The sequence below is a fragment of the Streptomyces sp. NPDC055749 genome (genome assembly GCF_053617235.1).
Map to the genome: position 1 here is coordinate 1 of NZ_JBSHFH010000087.1, position 19,373 is coordinate 19,373.

Annotated in this window: 15 protein-coding genes; 7 read left to right on the plus strand and 8 right to left on the minus strand. The window is 70.7% G+C overall.

All coding sequences use genetic code 11. The annotated features are described in order from the left end of the window. Positions 1–143: 143 nt before the first annotated feature. The 4 genes from ACWGO0_RS35655 to ACWGO0_RS35670 all read right to left on the minus strand — a co-directional run bounded on the left by ACWGO0_RS35655 (position 144) and on the right by ACWGO0_RS35670 (position 4,968). A complete protein-coding gene (locus ACWGO0_RS35655; protein WP_453544359.1) occupies positions 144–839 on the minus strand; it encodes a DUF4232 domain-containing protein in 696 nt (231 codons plus the stop codon). A gap of 257 nt (positions 840–1,096) precedes the next feature. After that, a complete protein-coding gene (locus ACWGO0_RS35660; protein WP_453544361.1) occupies positions 1,097–3,865 on the minus strand; it encodes an AfsR/SARP family transcriptional regulator in 2,769 nt (922 codons plus the stop codon). A gap of 142 nt (positions 3,866–4,007) precedes the next feature. Continuing rightward, positions 4,008–4,229 carry a DUF6458 family protein gene (locus tag ACWGO0_RS35665; protein ID WP_453544363.1) on the minus strand — a complete coding sequence of 74 codons (222 nt, stop codon included), beginning with the start codon at positions 4,227–4,229 and terminating at the stop codon, positions 4,008–4,010. Between the two features lie 100 nt (positions 4,230–4,329). After that, positions 4,330–4,968: a cysteine hydrolase family protein gene (locus ACWGO0_RS35670; RefSeq protein WP_453544364.1), complete on the minus strand. Its 639-nt coding sequence runs from the start codon at positions 4,966–4,968 to the stop codon at positions 4,330–4,332. A 115-nt stretch (positions 4,969–5,083) separates the two neighbouring features. Here ACWGO0_RS35670 and ACWGO0_RS35675 point away from each other — a divergent pair, with 115 nt between their 5' ends. Both ACWGO0_RS35675 and ACWGO0_RS35680 read left to right on the plus strand, forming a co-directional pair. Next, complete coding sequence (locus tag ACWGO0_RS35675; protein ID WP_453544366.1) at positions 5,084–6,124, plus strand: GlxA family transcriptional regulator; 1,041 nt, start codon at positions 5,084–5,086, stop codon at positions 6,122–6,124. Between the two features lie 89 nt (positions 6,125–6,213). Next, entirely contained in the window at positions 6,214–7,371 is a 1,158-nt protein-coding gene (locus ACWGO0_RS35680) for a GDSL-type esterase/lipase family protein (RefSeq protein WP_453544368.1), read from the plus strand. A 56-nt stretch (positions 7,372–7,427) separates the two neighbouring features. Here the strand turns inward: ACWGO0_RS35680 and ACWGO0_RS35685 are convergent, their stop codons facing one another. The 3 genes from ACWGO0_RS35685 to ACWGO0_RS35695 form a co-directional block, all read right to left on the minus strand. Next, positions 7,428–8,726, minus strand: coding sequence for a M18 family aminopeptidase (locus tag ACWGO0_RS35685; RefSeq protein ID WP_453544370.1), 1,299 nt, complete (start codon positions 8,724–8,726; stop codon positions 7,428–7,430). A 58-nt stretch (positions 8,727–8,784) separates the two neighbouring features. Next, positions 8,785–9,429, minus strand: coding sequence for a hypothetical protein (locus ACWGO0_RS35690; protein WP_453544372.1), 645 nt, complete (start codon positions 9,427–9,429; stop codon positions 8,785–8,787). Between the two features lie 92 nt (positions 9,430–9,521). Continuing rightward, complete coding sequence (locus ACWGO0_RS35695) at positions 9,522–11,348, minus strand: acyl-CoA dehydrogenase (protein ID WP_453544374.1); 1,827 nt, start codon at positions 11,346–11,348, stop codon at positions 9,522–9,524. 167 nt (positions 11,349–11,515) lie between these two features. Here ACWGO0_RS35695 and ACWGO0_RS35700 point away from each other — a divergent pair, with 167 nt between their 5' ends. The 3 genes from ACWGO0_RS35700 to ACWGO0_RS35710 all read left to right on the plus strand — a co-directional run bounded on the left by ACWGO0_RS35700 (position 11,516) and on the right by ACWGO0_RS35710 (position 14,270). After that, positions 11,516–11,956: an SseB family protein gene (locus ACWGO0_RS35700; protein WP_453544375.1), complete on the plus strand. Its 441-nt coding sequence runs from the start codon at positions 11,516–11,518 to the stop codon at positions 11,954–11,956. Positions 11,957–12,098: 142 nt separating this feature from the next. Next, positions 12,099–13,055 carry a pirin family protein gene (locus tag ACWGO0_RS35705; RefSeq protein ID WP_453544377.1) on the plus strand — a complete coding sequence of 319 codons (957 nt, stop codon included), beginning with the start codon at positions 12,099–12,101 and terminating at the stop codon, positions 13,053–13,055. Between the two features lie 117 nt (positions 13,056–13,172). Next, positions 13,173–14,270, plus strand: coding sequence for an AI-2E family transporter (locus ACWGO0_RS35710; protein WP_453544379.1), 1,098 nt, complete (start codon positions 13,173–13,175; stop codon positions 14,268–14,270). Positions 14,271–14,299: 29 nt separating this feature from the next. Here ACWGO0_RS35710 and ACWGO0_RS35715 read toward each other — a convergent pair whose 3' ends face one another. After that, positions 14,300–16,405, minus strand: a complete 2,106-nt coding sequence (locus ACWGO0_RS35715) for an ATP-binding SpoIIE family protein phosphatase (RefSeq protein ID WP_453544381.1) — start codon at positions 16,403–16,405, stop codon at positions 14,300–14,302. A 141-nt stretch (positions 16,406–16,546) separates the two neighbouring features. Between ACWGO0_RS35715 and aspS the strand changes: the two genes are divergently transcribed. Both aspS and ACWGO0_RS35725 read left to right on the plus strand, forming a co-directional pair. Further along, positions 16,547–18,364 carry an aspartate--tRNA ligase gene (gene aspS, locus ACWGO0_RS35720; RefSeq protein ID WP_453544383.1) on the plus strand — a complete coding sequence of 606 codons (1,818 nt, stop codon included), beginning with the start codon at positions 16,547–16,549 and terminating at the stop codon, positions 18,362–18,364. A 218-nt stretch (positions 18,365–18,582) separates the two neighbouring features. After that, positions 18,583–19,335, plus strand: coding sequence for a L,D-transpeptidase family protein (locus tag ACWGO0_RS35725; RefSeq protein WP_453544385.1), 753 nt, complete (start codon positions 18,583–18,585; stop codon positions 19,333–19,335). The last annotated feature ends 38 nt before the right edge of the window (positions 19,336–19,373 follow it).

The window sequence follows — 19,373 nt, forward strand, 5'->3', positions numbered from 1 at the left end:
CGTGGGGGGGGGGGTGGGGGGGGCGGTTGGGGGGGGGGGGGTGTTTTTCGCCGGGGGGGGGGGGGGGCGCCGGGGGGGGGGGGGGGGCGGGGGGGTGTTCCCCCCCCGCCCCGGCCCCCGCGGGCCGTTCAGGGCGCCGGTGCTCAGAAGTCGTCGGCGCCGTCGCGGAGCTCGTGGGTCCAGTAGCCGGTCGCCCAGACGGCCGGGTCGACGGCGATGCCGCCCGCGCCGGGCGCCTGCACGGAGGCCATGCCGTCGCCGCCCTCCAGCCAGACGGCGAAGGCCGACACCGGCTCGTTCTCCTCGTCCACGCCACCGTCGGACAGCTTTACCAGGGCGTATGCCGGGGCACCGGCAGCCAGCACGACGGGGCCGGCCGGCCTGCTCTTGGCGACCGCGGGCACGTCCTCCTTGTGGCTCTCCAGGAACTGGACCTTCGGGAAGCCCTTGATCGTGCAGCTGTGGCCGGAGGTGTTCTTCGCCGTCAGGACGATGTGCGTGTAGGGCGGGCCGTCCTGGCGCGCGGCGCTGATGGCGACGTCCTCGGTGGTGCAGGTGGGCGTGGACGCGGCGGCCCCGTCGCCGGTGCTGCCCGCGGTGCCGGTGGTCTTCGCGGCGGTGGAGTCCTTCGCGGTTCCCGTGTCCTGCGCGGTCCCGGTGTCCTCGGCCGTGCCGGCGTCCTGCGGAGCACCTTCGGCGGCGGCCGGTGCGGAGCTGCTGTCCGCCGGTCCCGCGGTCTTCGTGCCGGTGCCTTCGCCGCCGCAGGCGGTGAGGGCGAGGGCGAGCGCTGCCGTGGTCGCGGCGGCGAGCAGGGCGGAGCGGTGACGGTACGTACGCATGAGAGTTCCCCCGGGTCGGGTGGTGTGGAGTCCGACGCGTCCGGTGGTCCTGCCCGACGGTCCGACGGCCTTGCGGCATGTGTGGCGCAGTGGTCCGAAGCGGCCCCGCTTGCTGCGGTGAAACGCCCCTGACCTGCTGACATTCATGAGTCTGCCGCCCGGTGGTGACGTTTCGCTGTCGTGCCGCTAACGTCCCGCCGCTGTCCGCCGACGTGTACCGGCGGGCCTCGCGCGCACGCGCCCCCGACCCGCGTGGATCACCCGTTTTCGGAGAGCCGGCGTACCGCCTGCTCGTACCGCCTGCCGTGGTCGAGGTCCGCCGTGACCTGCCACAGTGCGCCGAGCGCCCGTACCGCGCCCTCGCTGAACCCGGCGTCCTCCGCCTCCTGGGCGGCCCGGTTCAGGAGGCGGATGCCTTCGCTCTTCGCGCCGAGTGCCAGATGGGCCTCGCCGCAGACGGCCGTGAGCAGCACCCGGCGGGCCGCCTCCTCGTGCTCGGGGCCCAGGTCGAGGGCGGCGCGGGCGGCGTCGAGGGCTTCCTGCGGCCGGTTCGCGTCGAGCTGCATACGGGCGAGGTGTTGCAGGGCCAGCATCTCGGTGTGCGCGTCCTGTTCCTCGCGGCCCAGTTCGATGGCGCGCTCGCATCCCTCCAACGCTGTTTCCAGTGCGCCCTGTTCGGCCTGGACGATGGCCAGGTTGATCAGTGCGGTGGCTTCGCCGAGCCGGTCACCGGCCTGCCGGGCGAGCTCCGGGGAGCGCTCCAGCAGGGCGGCGGCCTCGGCGGTGCGGCCCTCCTCGGTCAGGACCCAGCCCAGCAGCGTGATCACCCGTGACTCGGCGTACGGGTCGCCCAGGGCGCGTGCGGCGGCGAGGGCCGTCTCCAGCATCGGGGTCCAGTTGTCCCGTACCCGCCACACCACTCGGGGCCACTGGAGCAGGATGATCCGCCAGGACCGGTCGTCGAGTCCGCCGCTGCGGGCCGCGGCGGCGGCCAGCGTCAGATCCTCGCGCTCGGTGGCCAGCCATGTCATCGCCTCCGCCCGGTCGGCGAAGTCCCGTACGGCGGTGGGCCGGTGGAATCCGTCCGGCAGTACGAAGCAGGACTCGCCCCCGGGTTCGGCCGTGTCGGCGGCGGCGAGCGCGGTCGCGATGTAGTGGTCGAGGACCCGGACGAGTGCTTCGCGCCCCGACGCCGGGTCCAGCCCGCGGGCGTACAGGCGTACGAGGTCGTGGAGGACCCAGCGGCCGGGCACCGTCTCGGTGACGAGGTGGGCGGCTGCGAGGCGTTCCAGCGCGGTCGCCGCGGCGATCGGGTCGCTGCCGGCGAGTGCGGCGGCCGTGTACGGATCGAAGTGGCCGCCGGGGTGGTGGCCGAGGCGGGCGAACTGGTGGACGGCCTCGGGCGGCAACTGCTGCACGGTCAGCCGCAGTGCGGCCGAGACGCCGGTGTCCTCCCCTTCGAGGTAGGCCAGCCGGTGCTGCTCGTCGGCGAGTTCCGTGGCCGTGCCGGCGAGTGTGCGCTGCGGGCGGCCCGACAGACGGGCCGCCGTGACCCGCAGGGCGAGCGGGAGCCCGCCGCACAGCTCGGCGAGGCGGCGGGCCGCCACCGGTTCGGCGAGCACTCGCTCCTCGCCGAGCACGCCGGCCAGCAGGGCCACACCGTCCTGGGGGCCGAGGACGTCGAGCGCGACGGGCCGGGCCGCGTCCGAGGCGATGATCCCTTCGAGCCGGTGGCGGCTGGTGACCACGGTGACGCAGTCGGTGCCGCCCGGCAGCAGCGGCCTGAGCTGGGCGGAGTCGCGGGCGTTGTCGAGTACGACGAGCAGACTGCGCCGGGCGGTCATGGTGCGGAAGAGTGCGGCGGCGGCCGGGACGGATTCGGGAACCCGGCGCGGTGCGACGCCGAGCGCGAGCAGGAACTCGCGCAGGATCTCCAGGGGAGCGGGCTCTCCCGTGTCGCTGAATCCGCGCAGATCGGCGAAGAGCCGTCCGTCCGGGAAGGCCGCCGCGTTGCGGTGCGCCCACTGGAGGGCGAGCGCGGTCTTGCCCACGCCCGTGGGTCCGGTGACCAGACAGATGGGGGCCTCGCCCGCCGCGGCCCGGGAGAGCGAGGCGAGTTCGGGCAGGCGGCCGTGGAAGCCGCGGGGTGCGCGGGGCAGCAGGTCGGCGGTGTGGGCATCGACGCCGGAGTACGCGGGGGCCGCGGGGGTCGGCACGTCGGCGATGGCGGGGATGGCGGGCGCCCGGTGGGCCCGCGAAGGCGCGGGGCCGTCCGGGCCGGTCCCGGGGTCGCCCCGCAGGATCAGGGCGTACGCGTCGGCGAGTTCCCGTCCGGGGTCCACACCGAGCTCGTCCGCGAGCAGCCGCCGGGTGCGGTGGAACCGGTCCAGGGCCTCGGACTGCCGGCCCGCCCGGTACAGCGCCGTCATCAGTGCCGCAGCCAGGGACTCCCGCATCGGGTGCGCGACGGCCTCCGCCCGCAGCACCGCCACGGCCCGGTTGTGCTCCCCCAGCCCCGCGTAGGCGGCGGCCAACTGCTCGACCGTGGCCAGCCGGGATTCCTCCAGCGAATGGGCGGCGGCCTGGAGCGGCGGTCCGGCGAACACCCCTGTGAGCGGGGGCCCCTGCCACAGCGCGAGCGCTTCCTTGAGCATCAGCACGGTGTCGGTGGCGCTGCGCTGTTCCCGCGCCAGCAGGAGCAGCTCCTCGAACCGCTGCGAGTCGAGCAGCGACTCCGGCACCCGCAGCAGGTAGGCGTCGCCCAGCGTGGTCAGCTCCACCTCGTACGCCTCCGCGTCGGCGCCCGTCAGGAGGGCGCGCAGCCGGGACACATGCCCCTGGATGACGGTACGGGCGTGGAGAGGGGGCTCGTCCTCCCAGAGTGCTTCGGTCAACTGGGCGATGGAGACCGGTGTGTTGGCGCGCAGCAGAAGAGCGGCGAGCAGGCTGCGGCGCTTGGCGGGGCCGAGCGGGAGGGGTCCGGTGAGGGTGTCGATGGAGACGGTACCGAGCAGCCGGAACTCCACCAGTGGCTCCCTCTGCGGTCCTTGTGCGCCCGGGGCGGGGCACGCGTACGACCCGGAGCATCGGGCGACGTACGGCCCAGAATATCGGGCGCCCGCACCCCTGGACGGCCAGTCGTTCCTGGTGGGAACGACCGGCCGGATGTCAGGGGTAGCGCCGCTCGTCCTCCGTCACGACCGTGGTGGTGGGCGGCACGACCATGCGGCGGCGGCGCGCGATGCTCGCATAGGCGAAGGTGCCCACGAGGCCGACGATCATCATGATCCAGCCGACCAGGGTCACGTTGACGGTGTCCATTTTCCAGTCGGTTGCGAAGGCGAGTATCGCCCCTGCACCGATGAGGATGATGCACCCTCCGAGTCCCATGAGTTCCGCCTCTCGACGGCCCGGAAGTTCCGGACCGTGTACGTAGCGCGTACCCGGCCGGGCAACGACCATGCCCCGAAAGGCAGTCGGGGCCGGGGCCCTAGGCGTCGGCGGGGCCCCGTGCCAGCGACTTCTGCGAGGGAACCACGACTCCGTACAGGTCCTGGACCGTGGCGAGAGCGGCTTCGTGGACCTGCTCGGCGGGGATGCCGGCGGGGTTGCCGTTCAGCGGCAGCGGACGGGTCGCGGAGGCATCGGCGACCACGGTCGGCCTGTTGCCGTTGAGGAACGCGCCCTGGGCGGTGAACAGGGTGCACATGTGCGTCATGAACCCGGCGATGATGACGTTCTCGTTCCCGGCCTTCGCGACCTCTTCGGCGAGATTGGTGCCGTGGAAGCCGTTGGGGACGCTCTTCTCGACGACCGGCTCACCCCTGACCGGTTCGAGTGCCGCGATGATCTGTCCCGCGTCCGACTTCAGGCCGTACCCCTTGTCGACGACGTGGATGACGGGAGTGCCCGCCTCGCGGGCCCGCTTCAGCAGCGCTTCGGCGTTGCTCACCGCCGGCTTCCACCCGTCGAGTTCCATCACACCCCCGGTGTAGGTGTTCTGGTAGTCGATCAGGATGAGCGTCGCATCGGAGAGCGTGGCCGGAGTCTCGTCGAACTCGTTGAGCTCCCGCAGTGTGGTCGTGTGCTTCGCGGCACCCGGGGCGGCGGCGGATCGCTGCGGCTTCATCAGGAGATCTCCTTCAGTGGCGGAATACTCACGACGCTATGACTCACCCGGGTGTGTCGGCAATGTCGTCTAACATGCAGAAACCGACATCGGATCGGCCGACCCCGGGGGCCTCGTGAGCACCGTCGAACGACTGATCGTCATCGTTCTCTTCGGAGGCGTCGACCTGCTCGACGTGACCGGACCTCCGGAGGTGTTCTCCCTCGCGCGACGCGAGACGGCCGAAGCGGCGGGTTACGAAGTGGTCCTGGCCGCCGAGACGTTGGAGCCGGTCACCACCGCCGCCGGGGTCCGCATCCTCCCCGACATCACCTTCGACGAGCTGTCCACGCGGAGCATCGACACCCTCGTGGTGCCCGGCGCGGTGGAGGTCGACGGCCAAGGCCGCGTGCACCCGCTCACCGACCCCGCCGTGGTGAGCCGGGTGGCGCAGCTCGCCGGACGGACGCGAAGGGTCGCATCCGTCTGCGTCGGCGCCCACATCCTCGCTGCCGCCGGACTCCTCGACGGCAGGCGCGCCACCACCCACTGGTCGACCGCGCAGCAGCTCGCCGCCGACCATCCGTTGGTCGAGGTCGACGCCGATCCGATCTTCATCCGCGAAGGGGATGTGTGGACCGGGGCGGGGATCAGCGCCTGCCTCGATCTGTCGCTCGCCCTCATCGCCGACGACCTCGGCGAGGCCGTCGCGCTGCGCGTGGCCCGGCAGCTCGTGATGTACCTGAAGCGGCCGAGCGGTCAGAGCCAGTTCAGCGTTCCGCTGGAACAGGTCTCCACGACCCGGCGCATCGAGGATCTCCGGCACTACATCATGCGCAACATCGGCGAGCCGCTCACCGTCGCCGACCTGGCCGAGTACGGCCACATCGGTGACCGGCAGCTCACCCGGATCTTCAAGAGCGAACTCGGCACGACGCCGCACGCCTACATCGAATCGGTCCGCGTAGAGAGGGCACGCAACCAGCTCGAATCCACCGACGCCACCCTCGAACGTGTCGCGTCCACGTGCGGATTCGGTACCACCGACACCCTCGTCAGGGCGTTCCGCCGCAGGCTGGACACGACACCGACCGAGTACCGGCGCCGGTTCCGGACCGGGCCGGTGTCCGAGCGTGCGGTCGCCTCCGTGACGAAAGAGAAACGCGACGCTACCTAGCGGTAACAAGTCGCGGCATGCCAGATTCCGTATGCCACCGGCCGGCGGCTGTCCCCGCTTCTCTGCACCGACGCAGGAGAACAACAGCCATGCGCTCATCCCCCACCCGCGCCGTTCGCGCGCTTCTCGCTCTCTCCCTCGCCGCCGCCGCGGCACTGACGGCCGCCGACGCCTCCCCCGCCGTCGCGAGCCCCGGCTCAGGGCCCACAGCCGTCGTGACGATGGGCGACAGCTACATCTCCGGTGAGGCCGGCCGCTGGAAGGGCAACAGCCTCACCACCGGCACAGGCCGCGACGGGACCGACCGGGCCTGGACGGGCAGCGGGTACGACCCGAGCCGCGTCTACGGCACCACGGCGGCGAACGGCTGCCACCGCTCGGACTCCGCCGAGGTCAACGGCGCGGCCGGTGCGGTGAGCGCGTTGATCAACATCGCCTGCTCGGGCGCAACGACCCAGAACGTCTTCCGGGCGGCGAACGGCGGCCGTTCCTACAAGGGCGAGGCCCCGCAGGCCGACCAGCTCGCAGGCATCGCGGCAGCGAACGACGTGAAGCTGATCGTCCTGTCCGTCGGCGGCAACGACCTCGGCTTCGCGGACATCATCAGGAGCTGCGCGACCGACTACATCGTCTGGTACTCCTACTGCCACGACGACCAGCAGACCGCCGTCGACTCGAAGATCAACACGGTCATGGGAGACGTCGGCAAGTCCGTCGACGAGATCCGCGCGGTCATGTCCGGGGCCGGATACGCCGCGGCGGACTACCGCATCGTGCTCCAGTCCTATCCCTCCCCCATCCCGCGCGGCGCCGAGAACCGCTACGCGGAGAGCGGCTGGAGCCGTACGAACACGGGCGGCTGCCCCTTCTGGAACAAGGACTCCGACTGGGCGCGCGACTCGCTCACCCCGCAGGTCGCGAACCGCCTCAAGGGCGTCGCCACCGCCAAGGGCGTGCAGTTCATGGACCTGCGGGACATGCTCCAGGGCCGCGAGGTGTGCGCGAAGACCAGCAAGCTGGTCAGCGCGGCCGTGCCCGCTTCGGCGACGACGAGCGAGTGGGCGCGCTGGATCGACAGCAACGAGACGCAGGGACCGGTGCAGGAGTCCGTACACCCCAACTACTACGGGCAGTTGGCACTCGGCCGCTGCCTCGCGCTGATCCAGGCCCGGCCGAGCGGTAACCACAGCTGCCGCAACACGGCGGGGGCGGGCGCCTCGGGCATGTATCTGACCACTGCCCCGTAGGGACACGTCGGCCCCCTGCCGAAGGCGTTCGGCAGGGGGCCGCGGTGGCGTAGGGGTCAGCCCGCCAGGAACGCCGCGAGCGCGTTCGCCAGCAGGTACGGGTCGTCGGCGCCGCACAATTCACGGGCGCTGTGCATCGACAGGATCGCGACGCCGACGTCGACGGTCTGGATGCCGTGGCGGGCCGCCGTGATGGGGCCGATCGTCGTGCCGCACGGCATCGCGTTGTTGGAGACGAACGTCTGCCACGGCACGCCGGCCTTCTCGCACGCCGCCGCGAACACGGCCCGGCCGCTGCCGTCGGTCGCGTACCGCATATTGACGTTGACCTTGAGGATCGGTCCGCCGTTGGCGACCGGGTGGTGCGTCGGGTCGTGGCGCTCCGCGTAGTTGGGGTGCACCGCGTGCCCGGTGTCGGAGGAGAGACAGACGGTGCCGGCGAAGGCGCGGGCGCGGTCTTCGAGGCTGCCGCCGCGTGCGAACACGGAGCGCTCCAGGACCGTGCCGAGCAGCGGGCCGTCGGCGCCGGTGTCGGACTGCGAGCCGTTCTCCTCGTGGTCGAAGGCTGCGAGCACCGGGATGTACGGGAGTTCGGCGTCCGGCAGTCCTGCGACGGCGACGAGCGCGGCGGTCGCGGCGTGCACGGAGAGCAGGTTGTCCATCCGGGGACCGGCCAGCAGCTCCCGGTCGCGGCCCAGGTAGGACGGCGGCTCGATGGCGTGCGGCATCAGGTCCCAGCCGGTCACGTCCTCGGCGTCGACGCCCGCCTCCTCGGCGACGAACCGGATCAGGTCGCCCTCGTCGACGTCGCCGAGTCCCCAGATCGGCTGCATGTGCTTCTGCCGGTCGAGCTTGAGGCCGTCGGTGTTGGCCGACCGGTCCAGGTGGACGGCCAGCTGCGGTACGCGCAGGAGAGCCCGGTCGATGTTGACCAGCCGGTGCGTGCCGTCCCGCAGGGAGATCCGGCCGGCGAGGCCCAGGTCCCGGTCGAGCCAGGTGTTCAGGAGCGTCCCGCCGTAGATCTCGACGGCGATCTGGCGCCAGCCGTACGAGCCGGTGTCGGGCAGCGGCTTCACCCGGAGGTTCGGCGAGTCGGTGTGTGCCCCGGCGATCCGGAACGGGGTGTGCGCCTCGGCGCCCTCCGGCACGTACCAGGCGATGATCGCCCCGCCGCGCAGCACGTACTTCCCACCGGTGGTGGCGTCCCAGGCCGCGGTCTCCTCGACCTGCCGGAAACCGGCCTTCTCCAGCCGCGCCGCGGCGGAGGCCACCGCGTGGTAGGGGGAGGGGCTGGCCATCAGGAAGGCCATCAGGTCGTCGGTGTGCCCGCGGTCGAAGCGGAGGGGAGAACTCATGTACTTCACTGTAACGACGGTGGGCGGGGACGCTTCACGGTTGTCCCACGGCGGCACGTCAGAGCTTCGCCGAAGGCTCGTCGCCGTTCTGGGCCCGCTGCGCGCGCTCGGAGAACAGTGCCGCGAGGTCCTTGGTGAGCTCCTTGTCGGGTGCTTCCTCGCTCAGGGCGTCCGAGCCCATCCAGAGCACCGCGGTGCCGACCCGTATCTGGCCGGTGACGCTGAGGGCCCCGCCGTACTGCGTCCCGAGTCGTGCGTCGCGCTGTGCGCCGGGCTGCCCGAGGTCGGCCTTCTTCGGGCCGGTGGTACGCGCGGTGTGCTTCCACAGGGTGTCGTACGCGGCTTCGGCGGCCTTCTCGTCCTTGTACGCGATCATCCAGAACCGGGCCCCGGCCTTCTCCTTCTCGTTCCTGAAGGAGACCGTCCCCATGAACAGGGATTCCTCGCACCCCTTGTTGCCCTTGTTCGCGCAGAGGTTGCTCCGCATGAGGTCGTTCATCGGCGAGGTGGCCGCCTTCTCGGTGTGCTTCCAGCCCGGCATGGAGCCCTCGTCCGGCAGCACCGAGGCGACCTGCGCCTCGTCCAGCGCCGTCGCCCTGTCGTCGGTGTCCCCGCCGCAGCCGGCGAGCAGCAGCCCCGCCGCCACTGCCGCCGCGATACCGCGCGCCGTCCGGTGTACGCCGATTGCCTGCGTCGAACTCACGATCGCATCTCCTTCTCGGGCCGGATGCCGATCATAGAGAAGGCCCGCCCCGGGGCAGGGGCGGGCCTTCCTCACTCACATACGGACGGGGACTAGAACGCGGCCTCGTCCAGCTCCATCAGCGAGTTGTCGATGCTCTCCGCGAGCGCTCGCTCGGCGCCGACGCCCGGCAGGATGTTCGCGGCGAAGAACTTCGCGGCGGCGATCTTGCCCTGGTAGAAGGCGACGTCCTTCGGGGAAGCGGTCGGCAGCTTCTCGGCTGCCACGGCCGCGCCCTTGAGGAGCAGGTAGCCGACGACGACATCGCCGGAGGCCATCAGCAGGCGGGTGGTGTTGAGGCCCACCTTGTAGATGTTCTTGACGTCCTCGCCGGTCGCGGTGAGGTCGGTGATCATCGTGCCGACGATCGCCTCAAGGTCCACGGCCGCCTTGGCGAGCGAGTCCACCGCGGTGCTGAGCTCCTCGTTGCCGTGGTTCTCGGCGAGGAACTTCTTGATCTCCTCGGAGAGCGTGTTCAGCGAGGCGCCCTGGTCGCGGACGATCTTCCGGAAGAAGAAGTCCTGGCCCTGGATCGCCGTCGTGCCCTCGTACAGGGTGTCGATCTTGGCGTCCCGGATGTACTGCTCGACCGGGTACTCCTGGAGGTAACCGGAGCCGCCGAAGGTCTGGAGCGACTGCGCGAGCTGCTCGTACGACTTCTCGGAGCCGTAGCCCTTCACGATCGGGAGCAGCAGGTCGTTGAGGCCGTTCAGCGCCTTCGCGTCCTCGCCCGCGGCCTCCTTCTCCTGGATCGCGTCCTGGACGGATGCCGTGTAGAGCACGAGGGAGCGCATGCCCTCCGCGTACGCCTTCTGCGTCATGAGCGAGCGGCGCACGTCGGGGTGGTGCGTGATGGTGACCTTGGGGGCCGTCTTGTCCATGAACTGCGACAGGTCGGTGCCCTGGACGCGCTCCTTGGCGTACTCCAGCGCGTTCAGGTAACCCGTCGACAGGGTCGCGATGGCCTTCGTGCCGACCATCATGCGGGCGAACTCGATGATGCGGAACATCTGGCGGATGCCGTCGTGCTTGTCACCGATCAGCCAGCCCTTGGCGGGGTGCTGGTCGCCGAACGTCATCTCGCACGTGTTGGACGCCTTGAGGCCCATCTTGTGCTCGACGTTCGTCGCGTACACGCCGTTGCGCTCGGCCAGCTCGCCGGTGGTCCAGTCGAAGTGGAACTTCGGGACCATGAAGAGCGACAGGCCCTTGGTGCCCGGGCCCGCGCCCTCGGGACGCGCCAGCACGTAGTGAAGGATGTTCTCGGACATGTCGTGCTCGCCCGAGGTGATGAAGCGCTTCACACCCTCGATGTGCCAGGAGCCGTCCTCCTGCTCGACGGCCTTCGTGCGGCCGGCGCCGACGTCCGAACCCGCGTCGGGCTCGGTCAGCACCATCGTCGAGCCCCACTGCTTCTCGACGGCGATCTCCGCGATCTTCTTCTGCGCGTCGTTACCCTCGTCGAAGAGGATGCCGGCGAAGGCCGGGCCGGAGCAGTACATCCAGACGGCCGGGTTCGAGCCGAGCAGCAGCTCCGCGTAACCCCAGATCAGGGAGCGCGGCGAGGTGGTGCCGCCGATCTCCTCGGGCAGGCCCAGACGCCAGTACTCGGAGTCCATGAACGCCTGGTACGACTTCTTGAAGGAGGCCGGGACCGGAGCGGTGTTGGTCTCCGGGTCGAAGACCGGCGGGTTGCGGTCGGCGTCCGCGAAGGAGTCGGCGAGCTCGTTCTCCGCGAGGCGGTTGATCTCGTCGAGGATGGTCTTCGCGGTGTCGACGTCCATCTCGGCGAACGTGCCGGTGCCGTACACCTTGTCGCGCCCGAGGACCTCGAAGAGGTTGAACTCGATGTCGCGGAGATTCGACTTGTAGTGCCCCATGGGAAGGCTCCGTAATCAATAGCAGTGGCGCGCAGCGCCCCGGGGAGGGGTGAGGGTCGGGCGACGAGCTGGCGTGGGTATATCAGCTGACCTCTACGATGATGCTACCCGTCAGTAATAAGACGCAACCCCTCAAGGGGCTGATGTGTCCGATTACTCTTTGCGGCATGTACGGCTATGACCAGACCCCGGGCGCGCAGCAGCAGATGGGCGGCGGCTACGGCGAGCAGCCGCTCTACCCCGAACCGTCACCGCCGTCCCTGACGGACGCGGTCCGGGCCTTCACCACGGGCTCGCTGTCCGCGGAGGACTTCCAGCAGATCTTCGCGACCTCGAAGGTCTACTGTCCGCGTGGCGACAACCCTGGCTTCCTGGCCCTGCACAACACCCAGCAGCCGGTGATTCCCATGTTCACCACGCTCAAGGAGCTGCGGCTGTACGCGGGCAAGGAGTCCAAGTACTTCGTGATCACCGGAGCCGAGGTGATCGACCTGCTTCCGACCGGATACGGCTTCGTCCTCGACATGGAGGGCGATCACCGCATGGTCTTCGACGCCAAGGCCGTGGAGCAGATGGTCGACTTCGCGATGCGTCGTATGTACGGCTGACGTGCGACCGTCCTGAAGGGCCTGTACCCCTGGGGTGCGGGCCCTTTCCGCTGTCCGGACGCGGGCGGGAATGGACTCCCCCTTGCAGGATGTTCACTATTCAACTAAATTGAAATCAGGACAATCCCGGAGGTGGCTTCCCATGCCCGCAGTGACCGTCGAAAACCCGCTCAGCCTGCCCAAGGTCGCGGTCGCGGGTGACGCCGTGGCCCGTCCCGTGCTCGCCGTCACGACCGCGCCCTCCGGGTTCGAGGGTGAGGGCTTCCCGGTGCGCCGCGCGTTCGCGGGGATCAACTACAAGTACCTCGACCCGTTCATCATGATGGACCAGATGGGTGAGGTGGAGTACGCGGCCGGTGAGCCGAAGGGGACTCCCTGGCACCCGCACCGCGGCTTCGAGACCGTCACCTATCTGATCGACGGCACCTTCGTCCACCAGGACAGCAACGGTGGCGGCGGCACCATCGAGAACGGCGACACCCAGTGGATGACGGCAGGCTCCGGGCTGCTGCACATCGAGGCCCCGCCGGAGTCCCTGGTCATGTCCGGCGGCCTCTTCCACGGCCTCCAGCTCTGGGTGAACCTTCCCAAGACCGACAAGATGATGGCCCCCCGCTACCAGGACATCCGCGGCGGCCAGGTCCAGCTCCTCGCCTCCCCGGACGGCGGCGCGCTGCTCCGCGTCATCGCCGGTGAGCTCGACGGGCACGAGGGTCCCGGGATCACCCACACCCCGATCACGATGATCCACGCCACCGTCCGCCCCGGCGCCGAGGTGACCCTGCCGTGGCGCGAGGACTTCAACGGACTCGCGTACGTGCTGGCCGGGCACGGCACAGCGGGTACGGAGCGCCGGCCGGTCCACAAGGGACAGACGGCCGTCTTCGGCAGCGGTTCCTCGCTGACCGTCCGCGCGGACGAGGCGCAGGACGGCAACAGCCCCGACCTGGAGGTCGTCCTGCTCGGCGGCCGTCCGATCCGTGAGCCGATGGCGCACTACGGGCCGTTCGTGATGAACACCCAGGCCGAGCTCAAGCAGGCGTTCGAGGACTTCCAGGCCGGCCGTCTCGGCACCATGCCCGCGGTGCACGGGATGTGACACGTGATGTGACACGGGATATGACACCCCGTCCGTTCGCGGGCCGCGGGTGACGGACCGTCACCCGTACGCCCGCGCGGGCGGGCAGGCGCACCCGCACCATGATCGGGTGGGGGAGTGCAGACCCAGAAGCCTCTCCTGCCCGACGCGGCGCGGCGGACGGCCGCCTGGTGCGGCGTCGTGCTCCTCGTCGGCGGTGTCGTCGCCGTAGCCGTCTGGCTGTGCATCGTGCTCAAGACGGCGGTCACGCCGGTCCTGCTCGCGCTGCTCGGTACGGCGCTGCTCGGCCCCGTGCACCGCTGGCTGACCGCCCGCAAGGTGAACCGGTCGGTGGCCGCCGGACTCACCTGCTGTGTGCTCGTGGGCGTGGTCGGCGGCGCCGGGTACATCGTCGTCACGGCCCTCATCGACACCGGCGGCCAGATCGTGGACTCGCTCAAGGACGCGGGCCAGTGGATCATCGACCACTTCGGGATCGCGGACGGCGCGAACGTGGACGACCTCGCCGACAACGCCAAGAACCTCGTCGAGAAGTTCGGTGCCAGTGCGGCCGGCGGCCTGCTCAGCGGGATCAGCCTGCTCGGCTCCCTCGCGGCGACCGGCGTCCTGACCCTGCTGCTCACGTTCTTCTTCCTGCGCGACTCGGACCGGGCCGCGAACCTCGCCCACACCATCGCCCCGCGCGGCACGGGCCAGCTGGTGGAGGCCATGGGGCGGCGGGCCTTCGAGGCCGTCGAGGGGTTCATGCGGGGCACCACGTTCATCGCCCTGATCGACGCCGTGTGCATCACGGTGGGCCTGCTGATCCTGGACGTACCCGGGGCCGTGGGGCTGGGGGCGCTGGTCCTCGTCGGGGCCTACATCCCGTATCTCGGCGCGGTCATCTCCGGCGCCGTCGCCGTCCTGGTCGCGCTCGTCGACCGGGGGTTCGTCATCGCCCTCTGGGTTCTGGGGGTGGTGCTGGCGGTCCAGGTGCTGGAGGGCCACGTGCTCCAGCCGATGATCCAGAGCCGTACGGTCCAGATGCACCCCGCCATGATCATGATCGCGCTGACCGCGGGTGCCAGCGTCGCGGGCGTCCTGGGCATGCTGCTCGCCGTACCGCTGTGCGCGGCGGTGTTCGGGGTGATCGGGGAGCTCCGGAAGGGCTACGGCGGCCAGGGGCCCGGCCAGGAGTCCGGTGGGAGCTCACCGGCGGCCCCGCCCGGCGACTGAGAGCAGGCCGTCCCGCCGGACGCCCCGGGTCAGAAGTCCGCCGGCTCCACCGTCTCGAACAGCTCGAACCAGATCGACTTCCCCTCGCCCCGCGGGTCCACCCCCCACGCGTCGGCCAGCATCTCCATCAGGACGAGCCCCCGCCCGCTGGACGCCATCTCCCCGGGCCGCCGCTTGTGCGGCAGCTCGTCGCTGCCGTCGGCGACCTGGACGCGCAGCCGCCGCTCGCCCCGCTCCCCGATCACCTCCGCGACCATCAGCGCGTCGCCGTCGGTGTGGACGAGCACGTTGGTGGCCATCTCGGAGATCATCAGCACCGCCGAGTCGACCTGCTCCGGGTCCGCCCAGTCGTGCAGCAGCTCGCGCACCTGCTGCCTGGCCGCCGCGATCCGTTCGGGTTCGGCCTGGGCGATGGTCATGGCGGTACGGCGCGGAGGCGCCAGCCGGGTCGTGGGGCCCTCGCGGCGGAGCACCAGGACCGCGATGTCGTCCTCGCGCCGGTCGGCCAGCGGCCCGGTCGTGTAGTGGGAGGTCGGGCCGTGCACGGCCTGTACGAGGGCGTCGGCGAGCTTCTCCAGGTCCTCGTCCGGCTCCTCCAGGACCGGCCTGAGCCGTTCCCAGCCGGTCGCCATGTCGTGCCCGCCGGTCTCGATGAGCCCGTCCGTGCACAGCATGATCGTTTCTCCGGGTTCCAGGACGACCCGGGTCGTCGGATAGTCCGAGTCGGCCTCGATGCCGAGCGGCAGGCCGCCCGCGGTCTGCCGGATCACCGCGGTGCCGTCGACGCTGATCACCACGGGGTCCGGGTGGCCCGCTCTGGCGATGTCCAGGGTGCCGGTGGCCGGATCGGCCTCCGCGTACAGACAGGTCGCGAAGCGCGCGGCGGTGTGTCCGTCGCCGTCCATGCCCTCGTACTCCTCGGTGAGGCCGGCGAGGAAGCGCGAGGCCCGGGAGAGCACCGCGTCGGGGCGGTGCCCCTCGGAGGCGTATGCGCGCAGAGCGATCCGCAGCTGGCCCATGAGCCCGGCGGCCCGTACGTCGTGGCCCTGGACGTCACCGATGACGAGCGCGATACGGCCGTTGGGGAGCGGGATCATGTCGTACCAGTCGCCGCCGACCTGGAGCCCGCCGCCGGTCGGGATGTAGCGCGCGGCCACCGCCATCCCGGGGATGTCCGGGCCGAGGGACGGCATCATCGAGCGCTGGAGGCCGAGCGACAGCTCGCGCTCTGTCTCGGCGGCCCCGGCCCGGTCCAGGGCCTGGGCGAGCATCCGGGCGACCGTCGTCAGCACGGCGCGCTCGTCCGGCGAGAAGGACACGGGATGCCGGAACCCGGCCATCCAGGCGCCCATCGTGTGGCCCGAGGAGACCAGCGGCAGGAAGGCCCAGGAGCGGCGCCCGAAGCGGCGGGCGAGCGGCCAGGTGGCGGAGAAGCGCCGGCGGTACTCGTCCGGCGACGGGAGGTAGATCGCCCGCCCCGTCCGTACGACCTCGGCGGCCGGATAGTCGGTGTCCAGCGGCATGTCGGCGAAGGGGTCCTCGTCGCCCACGTTGTGTCCGTGGTGCCCGATGATCGTCAGCCGCTCCCCGGCGACGCCGAAGACGGCAAGCCCGTCCGGCGAGAACCCGGGCATGGAGAGGGACGCGGCGACCCGCAGGACCTCCTCGGTGGACCGGGCCTCGGCCAGCGCCCGTCCCGCGTCCAGCAGGAACGCCTCCCGGGAGCGGCGCCAGTCCCCGGTGATGGCGGTGTGCTCGGCGGTGGAGTCCGGCTGCGGTTCGGCGACCTCCTGGAGGGTGCCCATCAGTACGTAACCCTCGGCGCCTCCCCCGGGGCTCATGACCGGCTTCGAACGGCTGCGGACGATACGGAGCACGTAGCCGCGCTCGTCCACGATCCGCAGCCGGGCCTCGGCCAGGGTGTCCTCGGCGACCGCGAGATTCACGACCCCGTATATCTCGTTCCAGTCGACCGGGTGGAACCGGGAACGCACCACGGACTCCGGGTAGACGCCGGGCTCGGCGGGCAGGCCGAGAAGCCGGGCCGCCTCCGCGTCCAGCGTGACGGCCCCGGCTTCGTTGTCCCAGCGCCACAGACCGGTCGCGATCGCGGCCAGGATTTCCTCGGTGCGCATTGCCCCACTTTAGGAAGATGTGCGTGTCCGACGCCACCGAGGGGCCGGGGCGCGGAGCAATGGCAATGCTGGGGTGCGGATGCGGGCGGTAGCCTGGGGTGGCCCAATCCACCTCGAATCGCTAAGACTGGATGAACGACGATGCATCGGTACAGGTCCCACACCTGCGGCGAGCTCCGCGCCTCTGACGTCGGCACCGACGTCCGGCTGAGCGGCTGGCTGCACAATCGCCGAGACCTGGGTGGCATCCTCTTCATCGATCTGCGCGACCACTACGGTCTGGTGCAGCTCGTCGCCCGCCCCGGCACCCCCGGCAACGACGCCCTGTCGAAGCTGACCAAGGAGACCGTCGTCCGGATCGACGGCAAGGTCTCCGCGCGCGGCGCCGACAACGTCAACCCGGAGCTCCCGACCGGTGACATCGAGATCGAGGTCACCGAGGTCGAGGTCCTGGGCGAGGCCGCCCCGCTGCCCTTCACGATCAACACCGAGGACGGGGTCAACGAGGAGCGGCGCCTGGAGTACCGCTTCCTCGACCTGCGCCGCGAGCGCATGCACCGCAACATCATGCTGCGCTCGTCGGTCATCGCCTCCATCCGCTCCAAGATGGTGGCCCTCGGCTTCAACGAGATGGCGACCCCGATCCTCGCCGCGACCTCCCCCGAGGGCGCCCGCGACTTCGTGGTCCCCTCCCGGCTGAACCCGGGCAAGTTCTACGCGCTGCCGCAGGCCCCGCAGCAGTTCAAGCAGCTGCTGATGATCTCCGGCTTCGACCGCTACTTCCAGATCGCGCCGTGCTTCCGCGACGAGGACGCCCGCGCGGACCGTTCGCCCGGCGAGTTCTACCAGCTCGACGTCGAGATGTCGTTCGTCGAGCAGGAGGACGTCTTCCAGCCGATCGAGAAGCTCATGACCGAGCTCTTCGAGGAGTACGGCAACGGCCGCCACGTCACCTCGCCGTTCCCGCGCATCCCGTTCCGCGAGTCGATGCTGAAGTACGGCAACGACAAGCCGGACCTGCGCGCCCAGCTCGAACTCGTCGACATCTCCGACATCTTCGCCGACTCGGAGTTCAAGGCGTTCGCCGGCAAGCACGTCCGCGCGCTCCCGGTCCCGGACACCGCGGGCCAGTCCCGGAAGTTCTTCGACGGCCTCGGTGCGTACGCGGTCGAGCACGGCGCCAAGGGCCTCGCCTGGGTCCGCGTCGGCGAGGACGGCACGCTGGCGGGTCCGATCGCCAAGTTCCTCACCGAGACGGACATCAAGACGCTCACCGAGCGGCTGTCCCTCGTCCCCGGCCACGCCGTCTTCTTCGGCGCGGGCGAGTTCGACGAGGTATCCAAGATCATGTCCGTCGTCCGCGTCGAGGCCGCCAAGCGCGCCGGTCACTTCGAGGAGGGCGTCTTCCGGTTCTGCTGGATCGTCGACTTCCCGATGTACGAGAAGGACGAGGAGACCGGGAAGATCGACTTCTCTCACAACCCGTTCTCCATGCCCCAGGGCGGCATGCAGGACCTGGAGGAGAAGGACCCGCTGGACATCCTGGCCTGGCAGTACGACATCGTCTGCAACGGCATCGAGCTGTCCTCCGGCGCCATCCGTAACCACGAGCCCGAGGTCATGCTGAAGGCCTTCGCGATCGCCGGCTACGAGGCCGAGACCGTCGAGCGGGAGTTCGCGGGCATGCTGCGCGCGTTCCGCCTCGGCGCCCCGCCGCACGGTGGCATCGCCCCGGGCGTCGACCGCATCGTGATGCTGCTCGCCGACGAGCCCAACATCCGCGAGACGATCGCCTTCCCGCTCAACGGCAACGCCCAGGACCTGATGATGGGCGCACCCTCCGAGCTGGACGAGACCCGTCTGCGTGAGCTGAACATCCAGCTCCGCAAGCCGGTCGCGTCGGCGAAGGACAAGGCGGAGGCCAAGGACTCGGTGGCCAGGGACACCGGCGCGAAGTAAGCGTCAGTTGTTCCGCTTCGGTTCCACGTGAAACAGCCCCCGGCCGCCACCAGGCCGGGGGCTGTTCCATGTGCGGGGTACGGGGTACGGAAACCCGGATACCGCACGACGGGTGATGTGTACAGCCCGGATGGCCCGGTTGAGGATGCGTCAGGGGCCGACGCGGCGAAGACTGCGATCTGAGACTGCGTCAGCCGACCCACTCAGGAGCCCACGTCTTGTCCGCTTCCCGCCGTCCGTACGCCGCCCTCGTCGCACTGGTCCTCCTCGCGCTCACCGGCTGCTCCACGGACCCCGCCTCACCCCCCACGCCCAGCGGCGCGCCGGGCCCCCAGTCCATGCCCGCCCCCGAGCGCACGAAGGCACCCGCACCCCGCCCCGCGGAGATCCCGGCGCTCGGCCCGACGACCCGCGCCGCGATCCCGGCCACCGCGCGGCAGGCGGTCGTCGTCACCGGCGATTCCCCCGACTCCAACCAGTCCACCGCGGTGCTCTACACCCGCGACCCCGTCAAGGGCTGGCAGCCGGCGGCCGGCCCCTGGCCCGCCCACAACGGCCTCGAAGGCTGGACCGACTTCCATGTGGCGGGCGACCTCAAGTCCCCGGTCGGCGTCTTCACCCTCACCGACGCGGGCGGGCGGCTCCCCGACCCGGGGGCCCGGATCCCGTACGACGAGCATCCGCGTTTCGCGATGAGCGGTGAGGGCTTCTTCGGGGAGTCGCTCGAAGGGTCCTTCGACTACGTCGTCGCCATCGACTACAACCGCACGCCCGGCGTCACCCCCCTCGACCGGGAGCGCCCGCTCGGCGAGGAGCGGGGCGGCGGCATCTGGCTCCATGTGGACCACGGCGGCCCGACCCAGGGCTGCGTCTCGCTTCCCGAGAAGCGGATGAAGGAACTCCTCCTTGCCCTCGACCCGGCGAGGAAGCCGGTGATCGTGATGGGGGACGCGACGGCGCTGCTGCGATGAGCCGCCGGGCGGCGGACGACAGAGGGCCGGGACCGCGT